This is a genomic window from Mycolicibacterium obuense, assembly GCF_055397605.1.
On record NZ_AP043663.1, the window covers coordinates 3,805,340 to 3,830,061 of the forward strand.

Consider the following 24,722-nt stretch of genomic DNA (forward strand, 5'->3'; position numbering starts at 1 on the left):
GGTGTTCATCTTGTGCTGCTTAGGTGTGCTCATCATTGGCCGGAGCTATGTGCCGGCTGTGACTCGGTCAGGTCGTAGATCACCGTGCCGTCGACGGTCTCCGCGACGAAGTTCGTGGCCACCCAATCGCGAATCGCCACCGACTCCTGGGATCCGCTGGCCGGCGCGCGGCCCATGGTCATCAGGCGGCCGGAGACGAAGTAATGGATGCGCCCGGCAGCGACGTCGTCGACGAACTGCGCCAATGTCGGCGACGGGTCGGTGCCGTTGAATCCGCCGATCGCCATCACCGGCGCATCGATCGCGAGTTGGTAGCCCGCGGCGTTGTTGGAGCCGACAACGGCTGCAGCCCAGGTGAATTGATCGGCGTCGGCAGCGAGCACCCTGGTGAGGTCCGGGCGCGGGGTCGGTGAGCTCAGCAAACCGCCGCCGGGGAAACCGAAGCCGCCGGTGCGTGCGGGCCCGACCGATGGGATGGCACCGGAGTGCGGGGTCGCGGCGGTGACCACCGTGTACGCGGCGGGCGCCGCGAGGCAGCACAGCAGAGCCACCGCGGCGACGGCCCGGCTCGCGCGCGGACCCAGCCGCGAGTTCGCGAGGATCAGCGCCGCAGCGCCCACCCCGGCGATCACGATCACGATCCGCAACCACGGCAACCAGTCCGCCTCACGCGACAACAACTGCGCGGCCAGGAGCACCGTCACCATGACGGTGGCGGCCATCGCACTCACCGCACGCGGATCTCGTCGACTGCGCCACAACAGAGTTGCGCCGATGCCGACGCTCGCGGCGATCGCGGGAGCAAGTGCCACGGTGTAGTACGGGTGGACGATTCCGTTCATGTAGCTGAACACCACAGCGGTGACGGCGAGCCACCCGCCCCACAGAATCAGCGCGGCCCGGGTGGGATCGGTGCGGGGCGCGCGGCGGGTCAGGACGAAGCCGGCGACGGTGCAGACGAGCGCGGCAGGCAGGAGCCAACCGATGTCGGCGCCCATCGAGAACCCGAACAGCCGTCCCCAGCCGACGTCGTGGTTGAGGTTGCCCAGGCCCCCTGTCTCGTTGCCGGTGAGCCTGCCGAAGCCGTTGTAGCCCACCGTCAATTCGAGAATGCTGTTGTGCTGCGAGCCACCGATGTAGGGCCGCGCATCGGCCGGCCACAGTTCGACGAGCGCGATGTACCAGCCGGCCGACACCACGACCGCACCCGCGGCGAGCCCGAGGTCGAGCACTCGTCGGCGCAGCGTTGACGGTCCGGCCACCAGGTAGGCCAGCGCGAAGGCGGGGAGCACCAGCAGTGCCTGCAGCATCTTCGCGAGGAACCCGACGCCGACGGCCACGCCCGCCGCGACCAGCCACCACCTGCTCGCGTCCTTCTCGCAGGCGCGCTGCGTGCAGTACGCGCCGAGCACCAGCATCAGCACCAGAAGCGCGTCGGGGTTGTTGAACCGGAACATCAGCGCGGCGACCGGGGTCAGCGCGAGTATCCAGCCGGCCAGTAGGGCGGCACCGGGTCCGGCGGCACGGCGCACAGCCGCGTAGAGCACCCCGACGGCGGCCACGCCCATGAGGGCCTGCGGCACCAGCATGCTCCACGGTGAGAAGCCGAACACCCGCGCCGAAACGTCCATCACCCACAGCGCGGCCGGGGTCTTGTCGACGGTGATCGCGTTGGCGGCGTCACTGGAGCCGAACAGCATCGCGGTCGCGTTGCTCGATCCCGCTTGGACCGCGGCGGCGTAGAACGTGTTGGCCCACCCGGAGGCACCGAGGTTCCACAGATACAGCACGGCGGTGCTGAGAAGGAGCACCGCCAGCCCCGGCGAGCAGACGCGAAGTCGAGCAGACACACCGCGAAATAGTCCAGTTCGTGTCTGCTCGCCGGGGTTGGGCGCAGCCTCGGGCCCCGACGTCAGCACGGTCACCGTTCGATCATGTTCGGCCCCGCTAGGCGCCCGATTGGTCCCCGCTGTGCCTTGGCTGTGAATTCACAGGAAGGGTCACGACGAACTCCGTGCGGCCGGGCACACTGCGAACCGAGATCGTGCCGTCGTGGGCACGCACCACAGCAGACACGATCGCCAGGCCCAGACCGGTGCTGCCGCCGCGGCGGGAGCGTGAGGAATCGCCGCGCGCGAAGCGTTCGAACACCTCCGGCTGCAGCGAGTCCGGAATACCCGGACCGTCGTCGACGACGGTCAGCACCACATTTTTCCCCAGGTCATCACCGGCTTCAGCCAGCGATGTCGTGACCGTGGTGCCCGGCGGAGTGTGGATGCGCGCGTTGGCCAGCAGATTGGCCAGCACCTGGTGCAGCCGCGCCTCGTCACCGGGGACCGCGACGGGCTCGTCGGGTAGGTCGAGCTCCCATTCGTGGTCGGGTCCGGCGGCGTGGGCGTCGCTGACCGCGTCGACGACCAACCGGGTCAGATCCACCGGCTCCCGCTCCAGCGGGCGGCCCGCATCCAGCCGGGCGAGCAACAGCATGTCCTCGACCAACCGCGTCATCCGCTGCGTCTCGGACTCCACCCGGTTCATCGCGTGGGCGACGTCGTCGGGCAGGTCGGCGCGGCGGCGCTGCGCGAGCTCGGTGTAGCCGCGGATCGCGGCCAGCGGGGTGCGCAGCTCGTGGCTTGCGTCGGCGACGAACTGGCGGATGCGGGTTTCGCTGGCGTGCCGCGCCGACAACGCGCCGGCGATCCGGTCGAGCATCCGGTTCAGCGCCGAGCCGAGCCGCCCGACCTCGGTGTGCGCGGCCTCTGGGTCGACCGCGACGATCGGCGTCGGCAGGTTCACCTCGCCGCGGTCGAGCTCGAGGTCGGCCACGTCGCGCGCCGCCGACGCCACCCGGGACAGCGGTGCCAGCTGGCGTCGGACGATCGCGATGCCCGCGAACGCGGCGGCGATCAGGGCGAGCAGCGCGACGACACAGAACATGCCGAGCACCCACAGCAGGGTGTCGTCGACCACCGCCGTCGGCAGCCCGGTGACGATCGTCTGGGTCCCGCCGCGGCGGTCGTGCAGCCCGATGACGCGGTAGCGCCCCAACCCGTCGAGGGTGACGGTCCTCGGAGTGTGATCCGGCGGTACAGCGGCCAGCTGCTCGGTGGCGGTCTCGCTGATCGCCGAGCGCCCACCGTCGGCGGTGATGACACCGGCGTCGGTGTCGCGGCCTGGCGTCACCACAGCGCCGACGGTGCGGGTGGCCTGGCCGGGCGCATTGAGGAACCCAGGACCGGGCCCCACCTCGGGGTCGAACCGCCGGCGCTCCTCCCAGTCCGGGGTGCCTGGCACGAACACCGGCGGCGGCAGATCGAAGATCGCGACCGAGCGCCGGCCCGCCTCGACGAGTTGCTCGTCGAGCTGGTGGGACAGGAAGCGCTGCAGCGCGAACTCGGTGGCGACGCCGATGCTCGCGATGACGACGGCCAACAGCACCATCTGGGTGACGGCCAACCGCACGCGCAGCGACCAGGTCCGAGGTGCGAGGACGCGGCCCCGCGTGGCGGCCTCCCCGTCAGCGTGCGGGCTTGAGGACATACCCGGCGCCGCGCAGCGTGTGGATCATCGGCTCCCGGCCGCTGTCGATCTTCTTGCGCAGATACGACACGTACAACTCGACGATGTTGGACCGTCCGCCGAAGTCATAGCTCCACACCCGGTCCAGGATCTGCGCCTTGCTGAGCACCCGCTTGGCATTGCGCATCATGAACCGCAGCAGCTCGAACTCGGTGGCGGTCAGCGTGATCGGCTCCCCCGCACGGGTCACCTCGTGACTGTCTTCGTCGAGCACCAGATCCCCGACCACGATCGTCGCCCCGGCGGCCTCGGTGCTCACCCCGGTGCGGCGCAGCAGTGCTCGCAACCGCAGCACGACCTCTTCGATGCTGAACGGCTTGGTGACGTAGTCATCGCCGCCAGCGGTCAGCCCGGCGATGCGGTCCTCCACCGAATCCTTGGCGGTGAGCAGCAGCAGCGGTAGCCCGGGGATCTGTTCACGGAGGCGATGTAGAACGTCCAGACCACTCATGTCCGGCAGCATCACGTCGAGCACGACCACGTCGGGTGGGTTCTCCCGTGCCGTCGCGATCGCGTTGGCGCCGTCGCCGGCGGTCGAGATCTCCCACCCCTCGTAGCGCAGCGCCATCGACACCAGCTCGGCCAGCACCGGTTCGTCGTCGACGACGAGCACGTGCACCGGGCTGCCGTCGGCACGACGCATCACCACCCGCGCGGCGTCGGTTTCGCTGGGAGGTGAGGTCACCACCCCATTATGTGCGCGCACGATTTGGCCGGGCTGTGTCGAAGCTATGCGCCCGCTGTGAGGCAGACACACAGCCGGCACACATCTGGGGCGGCCATCCTGGGGCCATGACCGAACCAACAGCCGCACTCGACGACGGAGCGTGGGCAGCCCCCGGTCCGGAGCCGCGCCGGCGACGGGCCCGCGAGATCGCTGCCGCGGTCGCGATCGCGGCAGTGATCGGCGGGCTGGGCGGCGCGGCAATCCACGCCGCACGCAGTCACGGACATTTCCCCGGCCCGTTCATGGTCGACATGTCCGGAGAAGGCGCGCCGGAGCGCGGCCACGCAGGAGGCGCCGCGATCTCATAACCTGTCCGGATGCAGCCCCGAGGCGGACCCGCCGGATGACCCGCTTTCTGGCGCGGCGGCTGCTCAACTACCTGGTGCTGCTCGCCCTCGCCTCGTTCCTGGCGTTTACGCTGACCTCACTGACGTTCCATCCGCTGGACAGCCTGCTCGAGCGCAGCCCGCGCCCCCCGCAGGCGGTGATCGACGCGAAGGCCGCCGAGCTCGGCCTCGACCAACCGATCCCGATCCGCTACGTCGACTGGGTGTCCGGGGCAGTCCGCGGCGACTTCGGCACCACGGTCACGGGCCAGCCGGTGACCGACGAACTGTGGCGACGCGTCGGGGTGAGCCTGCGGCTGGTGATCATCGGTTCGGTGCTCGGCACGATCATCGGCGTGGTCGTAGGTGCCTGGGGCGCGGTTCGCCAGTACCGGCTGTCCGACCGCGTCATCACCGTGCTCTCGTTACTGATCATCAGCGCCCCCACGTTCGTGATCGCCAACCTGCTGATCCTGGCGGCGTTGAAGGTGAACTCGGTGCTCGGCGTGCAGCTGTTCGAGTACACCGGGGAGACGTCGATCGACGCGGTCGGCGGTGGGTGGAACCAGTTCGTCGACCGGCTGCAGCATCTGGTGCTGCCGACGGCGACGCTGGCGCTGACCTCGATCGCGGGTTTCAGCCGCTATCAACGCAACGCGATGCTCGATGTACTCGGTCAGGATTTCATCCGGACCGCCCGAGCCAAGGGGCTGACGCGGCGCCAGGCGTTGTTCCGGCACGGTCTGCGCACGGCGTTGATCCCGATGGCGACGTTGTTCGCCTACGGCATCAGTGGTCTGGTGACCGGTGCGGTGTTCGTCGAAAAGATCTTCGGCTGGCACGGCATGGGTGAGTGGTTCGTGCAGGGCATCGCCGCCCAGGACACCAACATCGTGGTCGCGTTCACGGTGTTCTCGGGGACGACGATCCTGCTGGGCGGCCTGCTCTCCGATGTCCTCTACGCCGCCCTCGACCCGCGGGTGCGTGCCTCGTGACCGTTCAGGATTCGACCCAGGACTTCGTGTCGCGACGGACGTTGGTGTGGCGCCGCTTCCGCCGCAACCGGCCCGCGATGGTGTCGGCCGTGGTGCTGGTCGTGTTGTTCGTGGGGTGCTGGGCGCTGCCGCCACTGCTGCCCTACTCCTACACCGATCTGGACTACTACGCGCTGCAGCAGCCACCGTCGCCGCAGCACTGGTTCGGCACCAACGCACTCGGCCAGGACCTGCTCGCCCAGACCCTGCGCGGCATGCAGAAATCGATGGTGATCGGCGTCTGCGTCGCGGTGATCTCCACGCTGGTGGCCGCGACCGTCGGCGCGGTCGCCGGGTACTTCGGCGGCTGGCGCGACACCGCGCTGATGTGGTTCGTCGACCTGCTGCTCGTGGTGCCGGGCTTCATCCTGATCGCGATCGTCACCCCGAGCACGCGGGGCGCAGGCACGGTGGTGTGGTTGATCGTGCTGCTCGCCGCGTTCAGCTGGATGATCAGCTCCCGCATGGTGCGTGGCCTGACGATGAGCCTGCGCGACCGCGAATTCGTCGCGGCCGCACGCTACATGGGGGTCAGCAACACGCGCATCATCGCCCGGCACATCGTGCCCAATGTGGCATCGATCCTGATCATCGACACCACGCTCAACGTCGGTGTCGCGATCTTGGCCGAAACCGGCCTGAGCTTCCTGGGTTTCGGCGTGCAGCCGCCCGACGTCTCGCTGGGCACGCTGATCGCCGCCGGCACCGCCTCGGTGACGACGTTCCCGTGGGTCTTCCTGTTCCCCGCCGGCATCCTGGTGCTGATCGTGTTGTGCGCCAATCTCATCGGCGACGGGTTGCGCGACGCGCTGGATCCCGGTGTGCGCCCGGCCCGGTTGACCCGACGGAGGTCACGCCGATGACCCTGCTGCAGGTGCGCGACCTGACCGTCACATTCCCCACCGACACCGAACGGGTGGCCGCCGTGCGCGGCCTCGACTACGACGTCGCCTCCGGAGAGGTCGTCGCGCTGGTCGGCGAATCCGGAGCCGGCAAGTCGGCAGGCGCGATGGCCGTGGTCGGCCTGCTGCCGGAGTACGCCGAGGTATCCGGCTCCGTCCGCTTGCACGGCACCGAACTGCTCACCGAAACCGATGCCGCGATGTCGCGCATCCGCGGGGCGAAGATCGGCACCGTCTTCCAGGACCCGATGTCGTCGCTCACCCCGGTCTACACCGTCGGGGACCAGATCGCCGAGGCGATCCGCATCCATCGCCGCGACGTCACCCGCCAGGCCGCGCGGGCCCGAGCAGTGGAGCTCCTCGACCTCGTCGGCATCGCGCAGCCCGCGCGTCGGGCCGCCGCGTTCCCCCACGAGCTCTCCGGCGGGGAACGTCAGCGCGTGGTCATCGCGATCGCGATCGCCAACGACCCCGATCTCTTGATCTGCGACGAGCCCACGACTGCGCTCGACGTCACGGTGCAGGCGCAGATCCTCGACGTGCTGCGCACGGCGCGTGACGTCACCGGCGCCGGCGTGCTGATCATCACCCACGACCTCGGCGTGGTCGCCGAGTTCGCCGACCGTGCGTTGGTCATGTACGCGGGCCGCGCCGTCGAGACCGCGCCGGTCGCCGACCTGTACACCCGACGCCGAATGCCCTACACCGCCGGGCTTTTGGGGTCCGTCCCGCGGCTGGAGGCCCGGCAAGGCGCCCGTCTGGTGCCGATCCCGGGCGCTCCCCCGTCGCTGTCAGCGTTGCCCACCGGATGTCCGTTCACGCCGCGCTGCCCGCTGGCCGTCGCGGAGTGCAGCGCCGCCGAGCCGGAGCTGAGCGCTGTCGGCCCCGACCACCGGGTCGCCTGCATCCGGCACGAGGAGGTCGCCGGCCGCAGCGCAGCCGACATCTACGGCGTGAGCACCGACCCCGTGCGCTCCGTCGGTGACGCCGAGGCGCCTGTTGTCGTGTCGGTGCGCGACCTGGTCAAGACCTTCCCGCTGACCAAGGGCGTGGTGTTGCGGCGCCGCGTGGGCGAGGTCCGCGCGGTCGACGGGGTCGACCTGTCGGTGCGGCAGGGTCGCACGCTGGGCATCGTCGGCGAGTCCGGCTCCGGCAAATCGACCACGCTGCACCAGATCCTGAGCCTGACCGCGCCGCAGCAGGGCAGCATCGAGGTGCTCGGCGCCGATGTCGCCTCGCTGGACCGCCGCGCGCGCCGCGCACTGCGCGGCGACCTGCAGGTGGTGTTCCAGGATCCGGTCGCGTCCCTGGATCCACGACTTCCGGTGTCCGACGTTCTCGCAGAGCCGTTGCAGGCCAATGGGTCTGACAAAATAACCACCGCAGACCGGGTGGCCGAATTGCTGACGCTGGTCGGGCTGCGCCGCGAGGACGCCACCCGCTATCCGGCCGAATTCTCCGGCGGCCAGAAGCAGCGCATCGGCATCGCCCGCGCGCTGGCGTTGCAGCCGAAGATCCTCGCGCTCGACGAACCCGTCTCGGCGCTGGACGTGTCGATCCAGGCCGGCATCATCAACCTACTGCTCGACCTGCAGCTGGTGCCGGCCGCCGGCGGCAAACTTTTCACCGACTTCGTCACCCCCGGCAACTTCGACATCGTTCAATTTTCCTGGGCCGCGGACGCATTCGCGCTGTCGAGCCTGACCCAGGCATACGCGTCGGCGGGTGAGAGCAACTACGGCAAGATCGGCAGTCCCGAGATCGACGCGAAGATCGAGCAGACACTCTCCGAGCTCGACGCCGCAAAGGCCCGCACGCAGGCCAACGAGCTCGACACGATGATCTGGCAGGAGGTGCACAGCCTGCCGCTGTTCCAGGCTCCCGGCAACGTCGCCGTCCGGGCCACGCTGGCCAACTACGGCCCGGCCGGCATCGGCGACCTCAACTACACCGCGATCGGCTTCATGAAGGGGTGACCTGACGGACCGCCCGCGGCACCACGTCGGGCACCGTGCCTTCGGCCCGAGCTGCCAGCCGGATCGCGCCGACCAGCAACCGCACCGTGAGGTTCGCCGACAGCTTGTCCAGTTCCGTCCCGCGCGAGCCCAGTTCGGCGACCTGCCCCTGTGCGGCCGCGCGGCACACCTGCAGCGCGGCGTGCTCGCGCGTGTCGAGCATGCTGTGCCCGGCGGTGGGCAGATCGACCAGTTCCGCGTCGGGGATGAGGTCGACGACCCGGTGCGCGACTCCCGGCGGGGTGGTGAGGTCGCGGCCGCCGGAGAGCACGGCGGTGGGCCAACGGAACTGCGGCATCGCAGACACGAGATCGTAGGGCTCGGCGACGAATTCGACGTCACCAGTGGCCATTTCACGCAACGCGATAGCCGGATCCAGAGGCAGCCCGTCCGGCTCGGCGCCGTAGTTCAACTCGCGATAGGCGATGCGCTCGACGAGGTCGGGCTCGTGCTGATAGGGCGTCTTGCGCTCCAACAGGTTGCGGGCGCCGAAGCCGACCGCCGCCCACAGCCAGTCATGCCCGGCGAGAAGCAGGTCGAGTTGCCGGCACAGCACCTCCGGGCCGGCCACGCCGTACATGTCGCCGATGAGCTGGACGTCTTTGCTGGTGACCACCCCCGCTTCCACCAGTCGACGCACCTTGGCCGCCAGGTCCGAGGTACCGGGCTCGGTCCCGTCCCACAGCACGCGGCGCGTCTGGGCCCGCACCTCGGCGATGTCGCCGGCCGACAGCAACGGTGAGTCGAGCACCATGGAGTGCACGCGCTCGGGATGTGCCACGCCGAGGCCCGCGGCCAGATAGGTGCCGTACGAGGCGCCGTAGACGATCGCCTTGTCGACGTGGGCGTCGTCGAGCACCGCCGCGAGATCGTCGACCGCAGCTCGGACCGTGATCGCCTCGGGAGGTAGATCGTGACCCGCGTCGTCATGCCGGGAGAGCCCCACGCCGCGGTGCTCGACCATGATCACGTCGAGCCCGGCCAGCGCGGCACGCCGCCGAAACGCCCGGTAGAGAGCAACAGAGGCAGCCCCGGGACCGCCCGGGATGACCAGCAGCGGATGCGCGGATTTCCGTCCGGTGCGTACGTAGTAGACGTCGAATTCATCAGATGAACCGGTGGCTGCTCCGGTGCCGAACGGACGCCGGACAGGGCGCACGCCCGGCAGCGCGGCCAGCTTGGCGTGCGCACGCCGACGCTTGGCGTTCATCGTCATCGCGATCCATTCTGCCCCCGGTCCGACCTGCGGGCCACGCGGGCCGGCTTCGGCCGGAGGTTCAGTTCGAGGTTCGGTTCGAGCTGAGCCAAAGCCGTGGCACCCGGCCCACGCGCCGGTAGGAATCTCCAGCATGACCTCTCTGGACCGCTCCACCGCCCTGCTACCCGACTCCGACGCTTTCGCCGCGCTGCTGCGCGACATCGCCGCCGGGGCCGCCGACCGCGACCGCAACGACGAGAATCCCGTCGAGCAGGTGGCCGCGCTGAAGCGTGCCGGCTTCGGCACCCTGCGCCTGCCCGCCGCCTTCGGCGGCCCCGGATTGTCGGTGACGCAACTGTTCTCGGCCATCATCGACGTCGCGCGGGCGGACCCGATCGTGGCGCACATCTTCCGCACGCACTTCTGGTTCGTCGAGGAGAGGTTGCGCACCTCCCACGATGGCTCCGATCCGCTCTCGGCCGAGTGGCTGTCGACGGTGGCTCAGGGGAAGACCTTCGGTAATGCGTTCAGCGAGAAGGGCGGCAACGCGGTGGGCAGCCTGGTGTTCAACACCCGGCTGCTGCCCGCTGAGCAGGGCTACCGGCTCGACGGGGAGAAGTTCTACAGCACCGGCACGCTGTTCTCCGACTACCTGACCGTCACCGCCACCACTGACCATGACTCGGTGGCGACGGTGGTGGTGCCCGCCGATCGGGACGGCGTGCAGATCATCGACGACTGGGACGGTTTCGGTCAGCGCCGCACCGGCACCGGCACGACCGTGTTCACCGGGGTCGCGGTGTCCGAAGACGAGGTGCTCAGCGACACCCCGTACGACGCGGAGCCCCAGCCGACCGTGCAGTACGCGTCGCTGCAGCTGTTCATCCACGCGGTCGTCGCCGGCATCCTGGAGTCGGTGGTCGACGACGGGGTGACCCTGCTCCGGTCACGCGAGCGCAGTTTCAGCCACGCGGTGACCGAACGGCCCACCGACGACCCGCTGCTGCAGCGCCAGCTCGGCGAGATCGCCAGCACCGCGGCGATCGCCCGGGCGGCGGTGCTCGATGCGGCCGCGGCGATCGAAGCCGCCACCGAGTCCTACGGCGAGGACCGTGTGCCCGATGCCGAGCTGGCCACCGCGGCGCAGCTCAAGGTCGCCAAGGTCAAGGTGCACTTGGACGCGGTGGCCCCGGAGGCTGCGACGCGCCTGCTCGAATTGGGCGGGGCCAGCGCGGCGAGCCGCAGCCGCAACCTGGACCGGCACTGGCGCAACATCCGCACGATCACGCTGCACAACCCGGTCGGGCTGAAGGCGCGCGCCATCGGCCAGAACCTGTTGCACGGCACCGCACTTCCGGCCAACGCCTACTTCTGAACGGGACACAGGCATGACACGTCAGCTGCACCTGGGCGGATTCCAGATCGCGTCACAGGTCACCCACTCGCATGCCGCCTGGCGGCACCCGGCCAGCGACACACGGTTCACCACGCCGGACTACTACCACCGCATCGGGCGCATCCTGGAACGCGGGAAGTTCGACTTCGTGTTCTTCGCCGACCTGCTGGCCGCGCCGGTCCGCTACGGCGACGACATCAGCGAACCGCTCCGCCGCGGCACGCAGGCCACGGCGACCCTCGACCCGTCGATCGTGGCCGCGAGCATCGGGGCCGTCACGTCTAAGCTGGGCGTCGCGATCACGAAGTCCGCCACCTATTTCCACCCCTACGAGTTGGCGCGCATCTTCGCCAGCCTGGATCACATCACGGCGGGCCGGGTGGCGTGGAACATCGTCACCTCGCTCACCCAGAGCGAGGCCCAGAACTTCGGGCACGACGACCATCTCGGGCACGACGACCGGTACCTGCGGGCCGACGAATTCGTCCGCACCGCGCTGGAACTCTGGTCGAGTTGGGACCCCGATGCGCTGGTTCTCGACAAGGCGTCCGGGGTGTTCGCCGACCCGGACCGGGTGCGCCGGATCGACCATGCCGGTGAGTACTTCCGGACCCGCGGACCGCTCAATGTGCCGCGCTCGCCGCAGGGCCGGCCGGTGCTGATCCAAGCCGGCTCCTCGCCGACCGGCAGAGACTTCGCCGCGCGGTGGGCCGAGGCGATCTTCGAGATCGATCCCACCCCGGAAGGTCGGCGCGCCTACTACGACGACATCAAGTCCCGCGCATCGGATCTGGGCCGCGACCCCGACCAGGTCTTGATCTTCCCGGCGTTCCTGCCGTTCATCGGCGAAACCGAGTCGATCGCGCGGGAGAAACAGGCCTTCCACAACGAGCTGGCGGACCCGGTGTCGGGACTGATCACGTTGTCGGTGCACACCGACCACGACTTCTCCCGATACGACCTGGACGCGCCGGTCGAGGACATCACCGTGACGGGCACTCAGGGACTGTTCGACACCGCCCGCCGGGTGGCCGACCGGGACAACCTGACGCTGCGCGATATCGGCAACTGGTATGCCCAGGGGGTGCTGCTGCCACAGTTCGTCGGCACTGCGGAACAGGTTGCCGACCAGATCGAAGAGTCGTTCCGGGCCGGCGAAGCGGACGGCTTCATGGTGTCGGCCGCCCAGACCCCGGGCACGTTCAACGACTTCGTCGACGCCGTGGTCCCGGAACTGCAGCGGCGCGGCCTGTTTCGCACCGAGTACACGGGCACGACGCTGCGGGACCATCTCGGCCTGGCGCCCGCGAGCTTCGACGTACCCCACCGCCTGCAGTCGGTGAGCTAGCCGCTCACGACACCAGTTCGATGTGGCGCGCCGTCTGCACGCCGGCGTAGCGCTGGGGACTGCACGTCAGGATGATGACCTGCCCGTCGCCGGCCACGGCGTCGAACACCTCGGCCATCCGGGTCAGCCGGTCGGGATCGGTGAAGCCCAGCGCGTCATCGATCACGACCGGCACGGTGTCGTCCTTGGCGACCAGTGCCGCGCCGGCCAGCCGGGCCACGATGCCCAGCTGCTCCTTCGCACCGCCCGACAACGAGTCGTACGGCACGGTGCGCCCTGACAGGGTCCGGTGCCCGATGCGCAGGTCGCTGTCGACATCCACCTCGAAGGTGTCGCCGAACACGATGCGGCCCAACCGTTCCACCTCGCCGCGGAACGGATCGACGTAGCGCGAGCGCATCGCGTCACGGTGCCGACCCATCACTGTGCGCAGCAGCTGCGCGGCGCGCGCCCGGCGTTGCACCCGCTCGTGGTCGGCGGCCGCATGTTGGCGCTCGGTTTCCGCGGTATCGAGCCGGCCCTTGCGGCCCTCGGTCCCGAACACCTTCAGCTGGGCGGCGACGTCGCGCAGCGCCTCGACGACGTCATCGCAGCGGGCGGCCGCCCGCGCTGCGGCACTGCGCGCCTCGGCCAGGCGTGCAGTGACCAGGTCGGGCTGATGGCTCGCCAGCTCCTCGCCGAGTCGATCGACTCCGGACTGCGCCGCTGCCGCCACCTCGGCATGGGATTGGACCGTGACGGCCAGCTCCTCGTCCGGGACCGCGGCGCGTGCCTGAGCGAGTCGCTGCTCGGCGGCGGCCAGCTCCTCGGCCACCACACCGAGCTTTTCCGACAGCCGGGCCGAACGCATCTCACGTTCGGCGAGCAGGGTCGCGGCGCCCTCAGCGACCTTGATGTGCGTATCGCATTCGCGTAGCGCCTGCTGGTGGGCGGCGGTCGCTTCGACCAGCTCGAGCCGCTGCGCCTTCGGATCGAGCGGACTTTCGGTCGACGGGGCGTCGAACAGGCCGCCGTCGTGGTCGTGGCCTGTGAGCAGTCGTTCCTGCACCGAAGCCAACCGGGATCGCAGGATCTCGACCGAGTCGTCGGCGGCGAGCGCCTCGAGCACCGCGGTGATCTGCTTGCTGCTCGCCAGCAGCTCCTGGCGACGAGTCCCGAGCGCCCGTGCCGTCTCGAGGTCCGGCGCCCCCACCTCGCGCAGCGCCGCGGCCAGCGTCTCCTGCGCACGGTCGAACGCGGCCTGCGTGCCGGCGGCCGTCGCGCCGGCGATCACGCGCACCGACAGCACGCCGGGCACGTCGATACCCGTCGCACCCGATACCGATGTCGTCCACGTCTGACCCGGCGCCAGCGGTACCGGAGTCCCGTCGATCGCCACGTCGACGTCGGCCTCCGCGACCACCTCGATGCGCGCCGAGGTCTGCTCGACCGCAGCCGCGGCCCGCTCGACCGCTGCTGCCGCCTTCTCGAGCATCGTCATCGACTCCGCGGTCACCGTGATGCGTGCCAGATCGCGACGCACAGCGTCGAGTTCGCGCTGGTGCCGCTCGATCGTGGCGATCCGGGCGCTGAGCCGATCGGCTTCTTCTCGGTCGGCCAGCAGCGCGACCGCGGCGTGGGCGGCGTCGACACGCTCCTTGCACCGCTGCAGATCCGTCTTCGCTGCCGCGGCCGTCGCTTCCGCGGCCGCCCGCATCTCCCGCGCGGTAGCCGCATCCTCGGCCGCCGATTCGGCGTCGGTGCGCAGGCGCGCCACGGCCGCGATCCGTTCGTCGACCTCGGCGCGGGTGCGCCGCCGCTCGGTCAGCGTCGCCAGCGACGCCGCGTGGGTCGATGCTGCTGCCTCCGCGCGGACCCGCGCCTGCTCGAGCTGCGCTGTAAGCGTCGCCACGGCATCGGCAGACTGCTGGGCAGCGGCGACTTTGATTGCCGTGCTGTTCTTTTCGCGCGTCGCCATCTCTAGGTCGACGGTCAGCGTGGCGTGCCGGCGGACCGCCTCGTCGACTTCGGCGATCGCCGCCGCGCAGCGGGCCACGTCTTCGTCAGCGGCCTTGAGCCGGTTGATGGCCGCCAGCCACTCGGCGGTGGGCCTACCGGTGGCAGTGAAGTAGCGCCGGTACTCCTCGTCGATCCGGTCCACCAGCAGGGCATCAGCGGGACCTGCTCCGGCGGGCGTGTCATCGACCTCGCCCGCGACGACGTCGAGAGCACGCGAAAGCGCATCGCATCCCGAGAGCTCGGTCGCCGACGTCGACGCCGCCTGGATCACCCGCTGCGCCTGCCACAGATCGAGATCGACCGTCTCGGCGAGGATCGCGCGCACGCGCTCGTGCGCCTCGTCACCGGTGAGCTGTTCGCGACGGGGCGCCAGGATCGTCAGCTCGGTCTCGGGCTTCTTGTGGAACCGCTTGCGATAGACGAATCGATAAGCGCCGGTGGACATCTCGGCCGTGACCTCGGCACCGACATCGGCGTGCGTGGGCTTGACCTGCTTGACGTCCTTCTTCGTGGAGCGATCTTTCGACTCGAGCAGCAGGTCGAGCGCCTCGAGCATCGATGATTTACCGATCTCGTTGGCGCCGCTGATCACGATGACCCCACTGTCGGGAAACGTGATGTCGCGGTGGGTGATTCCGCGATAGTTGGTCAGCGTCAACCGGTGCAGCTTCACGCCGCCCCTCCTTCGGTCAGGCGCAGAAGCAGGGCGAGGGCGGCGCGGGCGTCCTCGGCGTCCTCCCCGGACGAGCGGGCCGTCGACACCAGCTCCTGCACCGCGGAGGCGGCGAAACCGCCGATGCCCAGATCGTCGAATTCCCCGTCGGCGGGCATCACGGCGATGTCGGTGTGCCGATCCCACGGGATCAGGGCGGCGAACAGGCGGGCGTAGCGGTCCAGGCACAGGTCGAGGGCCGCCTTGTCGGTGACGGTCATCGAGCCGGTCAGCCCGAGCCGGATCACCGTGCGGTCCTTGTCCGGCATCAGATCGAGGTTGATGTCCAGATCGGCGACGTCGCGGCTGTCGTCGACGCCGCGTCGCAGCGACAGGAACCGCCACGTGCCGACGGGGCGCGGATCCACGCGCACCGGCCGATGCGAGGCCGTCTCGTCGACGTCGACGACCAGCACGTGACCAGGTTTCGGTTCGACGTCGTCGAAGTTCGTCACCTCGGGTGACCCTGAGTACCAGATGCGTCCCGACGATCCGACGTCGAGCACAGAATGCTTGTCTCCCAACGCGACATAGTGCACGGCGCCACGCGCGATCGCGCTCTCGACCGACGCCAGCGCGATCAGCGACGCGCGATCTTTGTCCGGCACCAGGATGTCGACCGCACCGTGCCCGACGACGATGCGCGTCACCCCGTCGGCCGCCAGCCCGTCGAGCACCTGGCCGACGAGGTCGGTGGTGGGGAATTTCGACGACCACGGCGCGGCGACCAGTTCCAGACCCGGCCGCACCTCGTGAACGCCGGGGCGGTCGAGCACGATGACGTTGTCGGGGCGCTCGGCCGTGAACAGCGCGCTGGTGTAGACCGACGCCGCATCGAGTGGATCGTGGTTGCCGGGCAACAGATAGACAGGGACACCAATGCCGCGCATGGCCTCGAGCGACTGGCTGACTTCCCGCGGTGCCAGCTGATTGTGCTCGAACACGTCACCCGCGACCACGACGAACTCGGCGCCGGTTTCGGCTGCCAGCGCCCCCAGTGCCCGGACCGCCGCGCGCCGCGCCGCCGAGTAGCGGGGCTGCGCCTCACCGCTGAGGAAGTGCCGCGTCATGCCGAGCTGCCAGTCGGCGGTGTGCAGGAATCGCATGCGGATGACCGTCCTTTCCTGGTGTTCGGCGGGCTCGTGGCGAGTGCATCGGAAGTCTAGGGCGGGCCGCCGACAAGTCCGGGGATGCGCACCGAGATGGCCTACGGTTATCTCTCATGAGCGACGGAACACGCACGCTGGTGCTGATGCGACACGCCAAATCGGACTATCCCGACGGGGTGTCGGATCACCGGCGGCCGCTGGCGCCACGCGGCGAGCGCGAAGCCGCGCTGGCCGGAGACTGGATCCGCGCCAACCTCTCACCGGTCGAGGCTGTGTTGTGCTCGTCGGCGACGCGGACCCGCCAGACGCTGGAGCGCAGCGGCATCACCGCGCCGGCGACCTTCTCCGACCGGCTCTACGAGGCCAGCCCGGGCATTGTCATCGAGGAGATCAACGGGCTGGCAGACGACGTGGCCACGCTGCTGGTGGTCGGGCACGAGCCGGTGATGTCATCGCTGGCGCTGAGCCTGGCCGATGAAGCAACCGCCAACAGCAATGCCGCGCAGCAGATCTCGGCGAAATATCCGACGTCGGCGATCGCGGTGCTGCGGGTCGGCGCACCGTGGGCTGAGCTGCAACTCGGCAGTGCCGAGCTGGTCGATTTCCACGTCGCGCGCTAGGCGCGGGTGGCCAGCGTCAGTTCCATCAGCTTGACCGCCATGCCGCAGGCGTCGATGCCCGGCGCCTGCGGGTTGATCCACCAGCCCACCACACCCGCGGCGTCACTGGCCACACCGCACGCACCGTTGGGATCGTTCGGCCGCATCACGAAGGACTGGATGCCGGCAATCGACCGGTTCTCGATCTGATAGTTCAGCTGCTGGGCGGTCTTGCGCTCGTTCTCGAGATCGCCCTGCTCGTACCAGAATCGCGTGATGTCGACCAGCCCCGCCGGATTGGCGGCCTGCCAGCGGCACACCGCGCCGACGAACGTGCTCTGGATGTCGAGCGGATCGGCGCCGACCGTCTGCGCCAGGATGTCCTGGGTCAGCACGTCGCACTCTTTGAGCAGGTTCGGGTACTGACGCTCGGAGTTGTTGTTGCGCGGCACATCGCCGGCGCCCGACTTGGCCGCCGTGCCCTCGACTGTCTGCGTGCAGCCGGTCAGCAGCACGAGCGCTGCCGCGCCGGCTGCGGCCACCGCCCGTCCCCGTCGAACGCTCATTTGGAGTTCACAATCGATTGGCGGGTGAGTTCCTTGGCGACATCGCACGGATCCGGGAACGGCTTCTGCGCATAGCTGATCGACCACTCGATGAAGTCATCGTCGAAGCCGATGCCGATCTCACACAGGTTGACGCCCAGGATCGGATCCTCGTTGGAGGCGATGAATCCGTCGTGGCCCTCGATGTTGATGTCCTCGACGCTGGTGCGCGAGAGCTCCTCGGTCTTGCGCTCACGTCCGATCGGGCTGCCCCGGAACCAGGTGAACGAGAAGTGCGGGCCGACGATGCTGCCGTTGGTCAGCCACTGACAGCCCGCGGAGTTCGTCGCGGTGTTGACCAGCCCCGGCACCTGCGTCTGCTTCGCGATCTCCTGATCGCTGATGCCGGCGCACTGCGGGAAGAACGGGCCGTGTTTGGCGGCTGCGGCCGGCGCGTCGCTTGACGGCACCGTCGGCGAGGTGGGCTGGTCGTTGGAACACCCGGCCAGCACCGGAAGCACGGCCGCGGCAGCAACGGCGAGCGCTTTCGCGGGCCGTCGGATTCTGCGGGGGCTGCGGGTCACGCCATGCACTGTAGCGGCAGGGGTTGGGGTCAACCACCGACAGGCCGATTGACCTGCCAATTCACAGTATTCTCAGGTATCGCGCCGCACAGGGGGCCTCTCACGGGGGTGTGCGACAGTAGCGGGATGCTCTGGGGCCTGCTCCGCCGGCACACCCGGCCGTACCGCCCGCTCCTCGCGGTGGTCGCCGGTCTCCAGCTCGTCAGCACCCTGGCCACGCTGTATCTCCCGACCGTCAACGCCGCGATCATCGACGACGGCGTCGCCCAGGGGAACCTGCGCCGCATCGTCGAGCTCGGTGCGGTGATGCTCGGGGTGACCGCTCTGCAGGTGGCCTGCGCGGTCGGCGCCGTCTACTTCGGCTCGCGCGCCAGCATGGGCGTGGGCCGCGATCTGCGGTCGGTGATCTTCCATCACGTCACCGGGTTCTCGGCCGAGCAGACCGCGCGCTTCGGGGCGCCGTCGCTGCTGACCCGCACCACGAACGATGTTCAGCAAATCCAGCTGTTGGTGCAGCTGACCGCGACGATGCTCATCACCGCGCCGATCATGTGCATCGGCGGCATCGCGATGGCGATCCACCAGGACGCCGGACTGTCCTGGCTGTTGCTGATCAGCGTTCCGGTGCTGGCGCTGGCCAACTACTGGATCGTCTCCCATCTGCTGCCTGTCTTCCGCCGGCTGCAACGCCTGATCGACGGCATCAACCGGGTCATGCGCGAGCAGCTCACGGGACTGCGGGTGGTGCGTGCCTTCGCCCGGGAACCCTACGAGCGCACCAGGTTCGCTGCGGCCAACACGGCGCTGGCCGACGCCGCGCTGGAGGCCGGCCGGTGGCAGGCGGTGATGCTGCCGGTCACCACGCTGGTGATCAACATCTCGAGCGTGGCCCTGATCTGGTTCGGCGGCCAGCGCATCGACGCCGGGCAGATGCAGGTCGGCTCGCTGATCGCATTCCTCTCCTACTTCATGCAGATCCTCGTCGCCGTGTTGATGGCGACGTTCATCCTGGTGATCATCCCGCGCGCGTCCGCGTGCGCCGAACGCATCACCGAGGTGCTCTCGACGCAGCCGACCATCGTCAGCCCCGCCGAACCGGTCGTGCCGGAACGCACCACCGGAGAGGTGCGCTTCGCCGGGGCCACCTTCTCCTACGACGGTGCCGACCGCCCGGTGCTGCAGGATATTTCGCTGATAGCCCGGCCGCAGGCGACGACCGCGATCGTCGGCTCGACGGGCTCGGGGAAGTCGACGCTGCTGTCCCTGGTCTGCCGGCTGTACGACGTGACCGACGGGGCGGTTCTGGTCGACGGTGTCGATGTCCGCGATCTCGACATCGAAACGCTGTGGGCGGAGATCGGATTGGTGCCACAGCGCGGTTACCTGTTCGCCGGCACGATCGCCGACAACCTGCGGTTCGGGAAGGCGGACGCCACCGACGACGAGATGTGGGCGGCGTTGCGGGTCGCCGCCGCCGACGACTTCGTCGCCGCCCACCCCGACGGGCTCGACCAGCGCGTCGCGCAGGGAGGGATGAATTTCTCCGGAGGTCAGCGCCAGAGGCTCGCGATCGCGCGGGCCGTCATCCGCACCCCGGCGATCTACCTGTTCGACGACGCGTTCTCCGCACTCGACGTCCATACCGACGCCACGGTCCGCACCAGGCTGCGCGAGGTGTCCGCCGACGCCACCGTGATCGTGGTCGCGCAACGCATCTCCACCATCGCCGAGGCCGACCACATCGTCGTCGTCGACGACGGACGGGTCGTCGGCGCGGGCACCCACGATGAGCTGATCGCCGAGTGCACGGCCTACCGCGAGTTCGCGGATTCACAGTCGGTCGGGACGCCGTGAGCGGCCCGCTGGCCCGCTCGATGCGGATGAACGAACCCCCGCAGGCTCGTTCCCGTGACTTCCGGGCCTCGGCCCTGCGACTGCTCAGAAGGCTGACGCCACAACGCGGTCTGACCGTCGCGGTGATGCTGCTCGGCATCGGTGGCATTGCGATCGGCGTCGTCGGGCCGCGGATCCTGGGCCACGCCACCGACCTGCTGTTCAACGGTGTGGTGGGCCGAGAGCTCCCGGCCGGCCTGACCAAGGAGCAGGCAGTCGAAGCGGCTCGCGCTCGCGGTGACACCACGTTTGCCGACCTGCTGTCCGGCATGAACGTCATCCCGGGCCAGGGCGTCGACTTCGCCGCGGTGGCCCGCACGCTGGCGCTGGCGCTGGGGTTGTATCTGGTTGCGGCGCTGATGGTCTGGCTGCAGGCGCGGTTGCTGAACGTCGTCGTCCAGAAGACCATGGTGGCGTTGCGCGCCGACGTCGAGGACAAGATCCATCGGCTGCCGCTGCGCTACTTCGACTCCCGGCAGCGCGGCGAGGTGCTCAGCCGAGTCACCAACGATGTCGACAATCTGGCGCAGTCGCTGTCGATGTCGATCACCCAGCTGCTCACCTCGGTCCTGACGGTCGTCGCCGTGCTGGTGATGATGCTGACGATCTCACCGCTGTTGACGCTGCTGACGGTGGTGACCGTCCCGCTCTCGCTGTGGGTCACCCGGTCGATCGCGAGGCGGTCACGCCGCCTGTTCGTCGCGCAGTGGACCAACACCGGAAAGCTCAACGCGCACATCGAAGAGACCTACAGCGGCTTCACCGTCGTCACCACCTACGGGCACCGGGCCCACGCGGAGAAGCAGTTCGCCGAGCTCAACGACGACGTCTACCACGCCAGTTTCGGGGCGCAGTTCCTCTCCGGTTTGGTCTCCCCCGCCACGATCTTCGTCGGCAACCTCAGCTACGTGGCCGTCGCGGTGGTGGGCGGGATCCAGGTCGCCACCGGGCAGATCACCCTCGGCGGCATCCAGGCGTTCATCCAGTACGTGCGGCAGTTCAACCAGCCGCTGACCCAGATCGCCGGCATGTACAACACCCTGCAATCGGGAATCGCCAGCGCCGAGCGGGTTTTCGAGCTGCTCGACGCCGAGGAGGAACCCCAGGCGCCTGACCGGGACCTGCCGACGGTCAGTGGACGCAGCGGCCGCGTCGAGTTCCACGATGTCCGGTTCGGCTACCGCCCCGAGGCACCCGTGATCGAGGGCCTGAGCCTCGTCGTGGAGCCGGGCACCACGGTGGCGATCGTCGGGCCGACCGGCGCGGGCAAGACGACCCTGGTCAACCTGCTGATGCGGTTCTACGACGTCGACGCCGGCCAGATCCTGCTCGACGGCGTCGACATCACCACGGTGAGCCGCTCGGCGTTGCGCTCCCGGATCGGCATGGTGCTGCAGGACACCTGGCTCTTCGCCGGCACCGTGTACGACAACATCGCCTACGGCAGACCCGACGCCGACCGCGACGAGGTGATCGAGGCTGCCACCGCGGCGTTCGTCGACCGATTCGTGCACACGCTGCCCGACGGCTACGACACACGCATCGCCGACGGCGGCACGAACATCAGTGTCGGTGAGCGCCAACTGATCACGATTGCGCGCGCCGTCCTGGCCCGCCCCCAGCTTTTGATCCTCGACGAGGCGACCAGCTCGGTGGACACGCGCACCGAGGTGCTGATCCAGCACGCGATGACCTCGCTGCGGGAAGGTCGCACCAGCTTCCTGATCGCGCATCGTCTGTCGACGATCCGCGATGCCGACCTCATCCTGGTGATGGACGCCGGCCGGATCGTCGAGCAGGGCACGCACGACGAGCTGATGGCCCGCCGCGGCGCCTACTGGACGATGATCCAGGCCTGACTAGACCTGCGGCCCCTGCGCGCGCAGGTCGTCGACCTCACGCATCGCGTCGCGCAACTTGCCCAGCCATTCGTCGGCGTGCTCGCCGACCAACCGTACTGACCAGGCAAGTGCATCGGAGCGCGACCGCGCCACCCCGGCGTCGACGAGCGTGTCGAGCACCTGACGTTCCGTCTGACGCAGACGCGTCATCACTGGAACTGCCATGTGGGTGAACAGGATCCGCTCGTCACCGACCGTGACGCCCCACGAGACCTTGCGCGCGTAGCGCGCCTCGGCTTCGTCGGCGATGTGCATGCGCTCGGCGCGGGTCTGCTCGCGGAAGCGTGCGGCACGCCCAGAGGCGCGGGCCTCGCTCTCGGGTTGTTCGCCGTCGACCTCGGCGAGGCGGCCGACGACGGTGATCTCTTCGCGGTCGACGATGACCTCGGGGTCACCGGCGAACCACTCTTCCGGCAGGCGCCCGGCGAACCACTCGGCGGCATCACGGGCATCGGGTTGATCGGCCTGCTGCCAGCCTCCGGAGCGGCCGGCTCTCTTGTGGGGATGGTGTCTCATGATTACATGATTACACCGTTTCAGACTCACGGGAACGGGGTTCACCGTCGGCGAACGGCACTAGGGTGAGGCGCATGAGCGCACCCGGACAAGGCACGTGGCAGCCCGATCCCGAGGGCCGCTTCGACTATCGGTGGCACGACGGTCAGCAGTGGACCGACCAGGTGTCGGCCGGCGGGCAGGTGATGCGTGCGCCACTCGGCCAGCAGGCTCCGACCCAGCAGCCGGTCGGGCAGTCGCAGGCTCGGGTGCAGGCACAGGCACAGCCCGTCGGTGACAGCGGATTCGCCGGTATCAGTGGCGATCTCGTCGACGGCCGCTTCAGCGAGAAGGAAGCCAAGGCGATCGGCAATCAGAACGCCAAGCTGCTGCGCGTCCGGCTGGGCGAGCCGTTCATGGCGCGGCAGGGCTCGATGGTCGCCTACCAGGGCAACGTCGACTTCTCGTTCGAAGGCGGCGGCGCGTCCCGGTTCATCAAGAAGGCGTTGACCGGCGAGGGTCTGCCGCTGATGAGATGCGCCGGCCAGGGCGACGTCTTCCTCGCCGAGCGCGCCTACGACGTCCACCTGCTGAACCTGACGAACTCGGGCCTGTCCATCAGCGGCAAGAACGTGCTGGCGTTCTCGTCGAGCCTCGACTGGAACATCGAACGCGTCAAAGGCGGCAGCATCGCCACCGGCGGCCTGTTCAACACGACGTTGCGCGGCACCGGGTGGGTCGCGCTGACCACCGACGGACCGCCGGTGGTACTCAACGCCGCAGAGGCGCCGACGTTCGCCGACACCAATGCCGTCGTCGCCTGGTCGGCCAATCTGCAGACCCAACTCAAGACCAGCTTCAAGGCCGGTGCGCTGATCGGCCGCGGTTCCGGCGAAGCGGTGCAGGTCTCGTTCTACGGCAACGGATTCGTGATCGTGCAGCCGTCCGAAGGGGTGCAGGTCACCACCGCGCAGTGACTTCGCTAGAGCTCGAGCATCACGGTGACGGGGCCGTCGTTGACGAGTTCGACGGACATGTCGGCACCGAACGCACCGGTCTGCACCTCCGCGCCCAGTGCGCGCAGCGCATCGCAGAACGCGTCGACCAGCGGCTCGGCGACAGCGCCCGGAGCCGCGGCATTCCAGGTGGGCCGGCGGCCCTTCGTGGTGTTCCCGTACAACGTGAACTGACTGACGACCAGGATCGGTGCGCCGATGTCGGCCGCGGACTTCTCGTCGTCGAGAATCCGCATCTGCCAGAGCTTTTCGGCCAATTTGGTGGCTGTGGCCGCGTCGTCGTCATGGGTGATCCCGACCAGCGCCAGTAGCCCCTGGGAGGCCGGGGTGATCTCGCCGACGACCTCCCCCGCGACCGTGACGCGCGCCGAGGTCACCCGCTGCACGAGCACCCGCATCCTAGAGCGATCCGAGAATCTGCTTCATCGTGGCGATCTCGCGCTGCTGGGTGTCGATGATGCTCTGGGCCAGCTTCTTCGCGTCCGCCGCCTCACCGGAGTCCAGCTCCGTCTGGGCCATCCGCACCGCACCCTCGTGGTGGGCGATCATGCCGGTGAGGAACTGGCGCGCCGCGTCGGCACCCTGGGCCTGCCGCAGCTGGTCGAGCTGCTGATCGGTCATCATGCCCATGCTGGTCATGTCATGACCCTCGTGGTTCATCGGTGCGGCATTCCACTCGGTGAGCCACTGCTGCATGGTCGCGATCTCCGGACCCTGGGCGGCCTTGATCTGGTTGGCCAGTTCGACGACGCGGGCATCGATGCCTTGCTTGCCCAAGATGATGTCGCTCATCACGATCGCCTGCTCGTGGTGGGGCACCATGCCGGCGGCAAACGAGACGTCGGCATCGTTGTGGCCGGCGGCTGGATCGGCGCTGTGCGTCATCGAGCCGTGGTCGTGGTCGGCATCGTCGTGGGCGCTGGTCGTCGAGCCGGCGCTGCCCTGGCCGGAGTCGGTACACCCGCTCAGCAGCAGCACCAGAGCGGTTCCCGCGGCCCCCACCGCAGTCGCAGCCTTGACCGTGGACTTCGTCGTGAAAAGGGACACCAGCGTCTCTCCCGTCGTAGCTTTTTATACCCTAGGGGGGTATGGTACACATGTCGGGCGGGCGCGTCACACCGCCCCGGAGAGGATTCCCATGAGCACCACCACGATCGCTGTCGAGGGTATGACCTGCGCCGGCTGCGCCTCCTCGGTGCGCGCCGAGCTGTCGCACTTGCCCGGCGTGTCCGACGTGAGCATCGACCTCGCCGGCGGCACGGTGACCATCGCCAGCATCCGGCCCGTCGACCCCGACGCTGTGCGCGCCGCCGTCGAAGAGGCCGGCTACCAGCTGGCGAGCTGA

At 69.1% G+C, this 24,722-nt stretch carries 22 protein-coding genes; 11 read left to right on the forward strand and 11 right to left on the reverse strand.

Annotated elements, in window-relative coordinates; all coding sequences use genetic code 11:
• Positions 1-32: 32 nt before the first annotated feature.
• From ACZ50N_RS18065 to ACZ50N_RS18075, 3 genes are all read right to left on the reverse strand, one after another.
• A complete protein-coding gene (locus ACZ50N_RS18065) occupies positions 33-1,850 on the reverse strand; it encodes a glycosyltransferase family 39 protein (protein WP_464473451.1) in 1,818 nt (605 codons plus the stop codon).
• Between the two features lie 97 nt (positions 1,851-1,947).
• Positions 1,948-3,540: a sensor histidine kinase gene (locus ACZ50N_RS18070; RefSeq protein WP_464473452.1), complete on the reverse strand. Its 1,593-nt coding sequence runs from the start codon at positions 3,538-3,540 to the stop codon at positions 1,948-1,950.
• Positions 3,518-4,222: a response regulator transcription factor gene (locus ACZ50N_RS18075; RefSeq protein ID WP_464475671.1), complete on the reverse strand. Its 705-nt coding sequence runs from the start codon at positions 4,220-4,222 to the stop codon at positions 3,518-3,520. The genes ACZ50N_RS18070 and ACZ50N_RS18075 overlap by 23 nt, the downstream gene beginning before the upstream one ends.
• Positions 4,223-4,371: 149 nt before the next feature.
• Here ACZ50N_RS18075 and ACZ50N_RS18080 point away from each other — a divergent pair, with 149 nt between their 5' ends.
• The 4 genes from ACZ50N_RS18080 to ACZ50N_RS18095 are packed head-to-tail and all read left to right on the forward strand — an operon-like array spanning position 4,372 to position 8,544.
• Complete coding sequence (locus ACZ50N_RS18080; RefSeq protein ID WP_046361349.1) at positions 4,372-4,614, forward strand: hypothetical protein; 243 nt, start codon at positions 4,372-4,374, stop codon at positions 4,612-4,614.
• Positions 4,615-4,649: 35 nt separating this feature from the next.
• Positions 4,650-5,627 carry an oligopeptide ABC transporter permease OppB gene (locus ACZ50N_RS18085; RefSeq protein WP_464470369.1) on the forward strand — a complete coding sequence of 326 codons (978 nt, stop codon included), beginning with the start codon at positions 4,650-4,652 and terminating at the stop codon, positions 5,625-5,627.
• On the forward strand, positions 5,624-6,529 hold the full coding sequence (locus tag ACZ50N_RS18090; protein WP_464473453.1) for an oligopeptide ABC transporter permease OppC: 906 nt from the start codon (positions 5,624-5,626) through the stop codon (positions 6,527-6,529). The genes ACZ50N_RS18085 and ACZ50N_RS18090 overlap by 4 nt, the downstream gene beginning before the upstream one ends.
• Positions 6,526-8,544: a dipeptide ABC transporter ATP-binding protein gene (locus ACZ50N_RS18095; RefSeq protein ID WP_464473454.1), complete on the forward strand. Its 2,019-nt coding sequence runs from the start codon at positions 6,526-6,528 to the stop codon at positions 8,542-8,544. The genes ACZ50N_RS18090 and ACZ50N_RS18095 overlap by 4 nt, the downstream gene beginning before the upstream one ends.
• Here the strand turns inward: ACZ50N_RS18095 and ACZ50N_RS18100 are convergent.
• Positions 8,531-9,799 (reverse strand): alpha/beta hydrolase, encoded by a 1,269-nt coding sequence (locus ACZ50N_RS18100; protein ID WP_464473455.1) that lies wholly within the window; start codon positions 9,797-9,799, stop codon positions 8,531-8,533. The genes ACZ50N_RS18095 and ACZ50N_RS18100 overlap by 14 nt on opposite strands.
• Before the next feature lie 133 nt (positions 9,800-9,932).
• Here ACZ50N_RS18100 and ACZ50N_RS18105 point away from each other — a divergent pair, with 133 nt between their 5' ends.
• Both ACZ50N_RS18105 and ACZ50N_RS18110 read left to right on the forward strand, forming a co-directional pair.
• On the forward strand, positions 9,933-11,156 hold the full coding sequence (locus tag ACZ50N_RS18105) for an acyl-CoA dehydrogenase family protein (protein ID WP_464473456.1): 1,224 nt from the start codon (positions 9,933-9,935) through the stop codon (positions 11,154-11,156).
• A gap of 13 nt (positions 11,157-11,169) precedes the next feature.
• Entirely contained in the window at positions 11,170-12,525 is a 1,356-nt protein-coding gene (locus ACZ50N_RS18110; RefSeq protein ID WP_133414190.1) for an LLM class flavin-dependent oxidoreductase, read from the forward strand.
• A 4-nt stretch (positions 12,526-12,529) separates the two neighbouring features.
• On the opposite strand, the gene ACZ50N_RS18115 is transcribed toward ACZ50N_RS18110, so the two are convergent.
• Both ACZ50N_RS18115 and ACZ50N_RS18120 read right to left on the reverse strand, forming a co-directional pair.
• A complete protein-coding gene (locus tag ACZ50N_RS18115) occupies positions 12,530-15,196 on the reverse strand; it encodes an AAA family ATPase (protein ID WP_464473457.1) in 2,667 nt (888 codons plus the stop codon).
• Positions 15,193-16,341: a metallophosphoesterase family protein gene (locus ACZ50N_RS18120; protein ID WP_048422003.1), complete on the reverse strand. Its 1,149-nt coding sequence runs from the start codon at positions 16,339-16,341 to the stop codon at positions 15,193-15,195. The genes ACZ50N_RS18115 and ACZ50N_RS18120 overlap by 4 nt, the downstream gene beginning before the upstream one ends.
• A 116-nt stretch (positions 16,342-16,457) precedes the next feature.
• On the opposite strand from ACZ50N_RS18120, the gene ACZ50N_RS18125 reads away from it, so the two are divergent.
• Positions 16,458-16,964, forward strand: a complete 507-nt coding sequence (locus ACZ50N_RS18125; protein ID WP_464473458.1) for a SixA phosphatase family protein — start codon at positions 16,458-16,460, stop codon at positions 16,962-16,964.
• Here the strand turns inward: ACZ50N_RS18125 and ACZ50N_RS18130 are convergent.
• Positions 16,961-17,509 (reverse strand): DUF3558 domain-containing protein, encoded by a 549-nt coding sequence (locus tag ACZ50N_RS18130; protein WP_046362625.1) that lies wholly within the window; start codon positions 17,507-17,509, stop codon positions 16,961-16,963. The genes ACZ50N_RS18125 and ACZ50N_RS18130 overlap by 4 nt on opposite strands.
• Complete coding sequence (locus ACZ50N_RS18135) at positions 17,506-18,081, reverse strand: DUF3558 domain-containing protein (protein WP_046362626.1); 576 nt, start codon at positions 18,079-18,081, stop codon at positions 17,506-17,508. Before ACZ50N_RS18135 ends, ACZ50N_RS18130 begins: the two co-directional genes overlap by 4 nt.
• A 117-nt stretch (positions 18,082-18,198) precedes the next feature.
• Between ACZ50N_RS18135 and ACZ50N_RS18140 the strand changes: the two genes are divergently transcribed.
• Positions 18,199-19,926 carry an ABC transporter ATP-binding protein gene (locus ACZ50N_RS18140; RefSeq protein WP_464473459.1) on the forward strand — a complete coding sequence of 576 codons (1,728 nt, stop codon included), beginning with the start codon at positions 18,199-18,201 and terminating at the stop codon, positions 19,924-19,926.
• Complete coding sequence (locus tag ACZ50N_RS18145; RefSeq protein ID WP_464473460.1) at positions 19,923-21,824, forward strand: ABC transporter ATP-binding protein; 1,902 nt, start codon at positions 19,923-19,925, stop codon at positions 21,822-21,824. Before ACZ50N_RS18140 ends, ACZ50N_RS18145 begins: the two co-directional genes overlap by 4 nt.
• Here the strand turns inward: ACZ50N_RS18145 and ACZ50N_RS18150 are convergent, their stop codons facing one another.
• Positions 21,825-22,385, reverse strand: coding sequence for an ATP-binding transcription factor AbmR (locus ACZ50N_RS18150; protein WP_464475672.1), 561 nt, complete (start codon positions 22,383-22,385; stop codon positions 21,825-21,827). It lies immediately after the preceding gene.
• Positions 22,386-22,456: 71 nt separating this feature from the next.
• On the opposite strand from ACZ50N_RS18150, the gene ACZ50N_RS18155 reads away from it, so the two are divergent.
• Complete coding sequence (locus ACZ50N_RS18155; RefSeq protein WP_464473461.1) at positions 22,457-23,338, forward strand: AIM24 family protein; 882 nt, start codon at positions 22,457-22,459, stop codon at positions 23,336-23,338.
• Positions 23,339-23,343: 5 nt separating this feature from the next.
• Here the strand turns inward: ACZ50N_RS18155 and dtd are convergent, their stop codons facing one another.
• Both dtd and ACZ50N_RS18165 read right to left on the reverse strand, forming a co-directional pair.
• On the reverse strand, positions 23,344-23,775 hold the full coding sequence (gene dtd, locus ACZ50N_RS18160; RefSeq protein ID WP_046362630.1) for a D-aminoacyl-tRNA deacylase: 432 nt from the start codon (positions 23,773-23,775) through the stop codon (positions 23,344-23,346).
• Position 23,776: 1 nt separating this feature from the next.
• A complete protein-coding gene (locus ACZ50N_RS18165) occupies positions 23,777-24,424 on the reverse strand; it encodes a DUF305 domain-containing protein (protein WP_464470359.1) in 648 nt (215 codons plus the stop codon).
• A gap of 91 nt (positions 24,425-24,515) precedes the next feature.
• On the opposite strand from ACZ50N_RS18165, the gene ACZ50N_RS18170 reads away from it, so the two are divergent.
• Positions 24,516-24,722: a heavy-metal-associated domain-containing protein gene (locus ACZ50N_RS18170; RefSeq protein WP_046362632.1), complete on the forward strand. Its 207-nt coding sequence runs from the start codon at positions 24,516-24,518 to the stop codon at positions 24,720-24,722.

Excerpts from the sequence above, each read along its gene's own strand:
- ACZ50N_RS18070 (WP_464473452.1), bottom strand. The coding sequence starts at position 3,540 with ATGTCCTCAAGCCCGCACGCTGACGGGGAGGCCGCCACGCGGGGCCGC.
- ACZ50N_RS18075 (WP_464475671.1), bottom strand. The coding sequence starts at position 4,222 with ATGCGTCGTGCCGACGGCAGCCCGGTGCACGTGCTCGTCGTCGACGAC.
- ACZ50N_RS18080 (WP_046361349.1), top strand. The coding sequence starts at position 4,372 with ATGACCGAACCAACAGCCGCACTCGACGACGGAGCGTGGGCAGCCCCC.
- ACZ50N_RS18085 (WP_464470369.1), top strand. The coding sequence starts at position 4,650 with ATGACCCGCTTTCTGGCGCGGCGGCTGCTCAACTACCTGGTGCTGCTC.
- ACZ50N_RS18095 (WP_464473454.1), top strand. The coding sequence starts at position 6,526 with ATGACCCTGCTGCAGGTGCGCGACCTGACCGTCACATTCCCCACCGAC.
- ACZ50N_RS18100 (WP_464473455.1), bottom strand. The coding sequence starts at position 9,799 with ATGACGATGAACGCCAAGCGTCGGCGTGCGCACGCCAAGCTGGCCGCG.
- ACZ50N_RS18105 (WP_464473456.1), top strand. The coding sequence starts at position 9,933 with ATGACCTCTCTGGACCGCTCCACCGCCCTGCTACCCGACTCCGACGCT.
- ACZ50N_RS18110 (WP_133414190.1), top strand. The coding sequence starts at position 11,170 with ATGACACGTCAGCTGCACCTGGGCGGATTCCAGATCGCGTCACAGGTC.
- ACZ50N_RS18120 (WP_048422003.1), bottom strand. The coding sequence starts at position 16,341 with ATGCGATTCCTGCACACCGCCGACTGGCAGCTCGGCATGACGCGGCAC.
- ACZ50N_RS18125 (WP_464473458.1), top strand. The coding sequence starts at position 16,458 with ATGAGCGACGGAACACGCACGCTGGTGCTGATGCGACACGCCAAATCG.
- ACZ50N_RS18130 (WP_046362625.1), bottom strand. The coding sequence starts at position 17,509 with ATGAGCGTTCGACGGGGACGGGCGGTGGCCGCAGCCGGCGCGGCAGCG.
- ACZ50N_RS18140 (WP_464473459.1), top strand. The coding sequence starts at position 18,199 with ATGCTCTGGGGCCTGCTCCGCCGGCACACCCGGCCGTACCGCCCGCTC.
- ACZ50N_RS18155 (WP_464473461.1), top strand. The coding sequence starts at position 22,457 with ATGAGCGCACCCGGACAAGGCACGTGGCAGCCCGATCCCGAGGGCCGC.
- dtd (WP_046362630.1), bottom strand. The coding sequence starts at position 23,775 with ATGCGGGTGCTCGTGCAGCGGGTGACCTCGGCGCGCGTCACGGTCGCG.
- ACZ50N_RS18170 (WP_046362632.1), top strand. The coding sequence starts at position 24,516 with ATGAGCACCACCACGATCGCTGTCGAGGGTATGACCTGCGCCGGCTGC.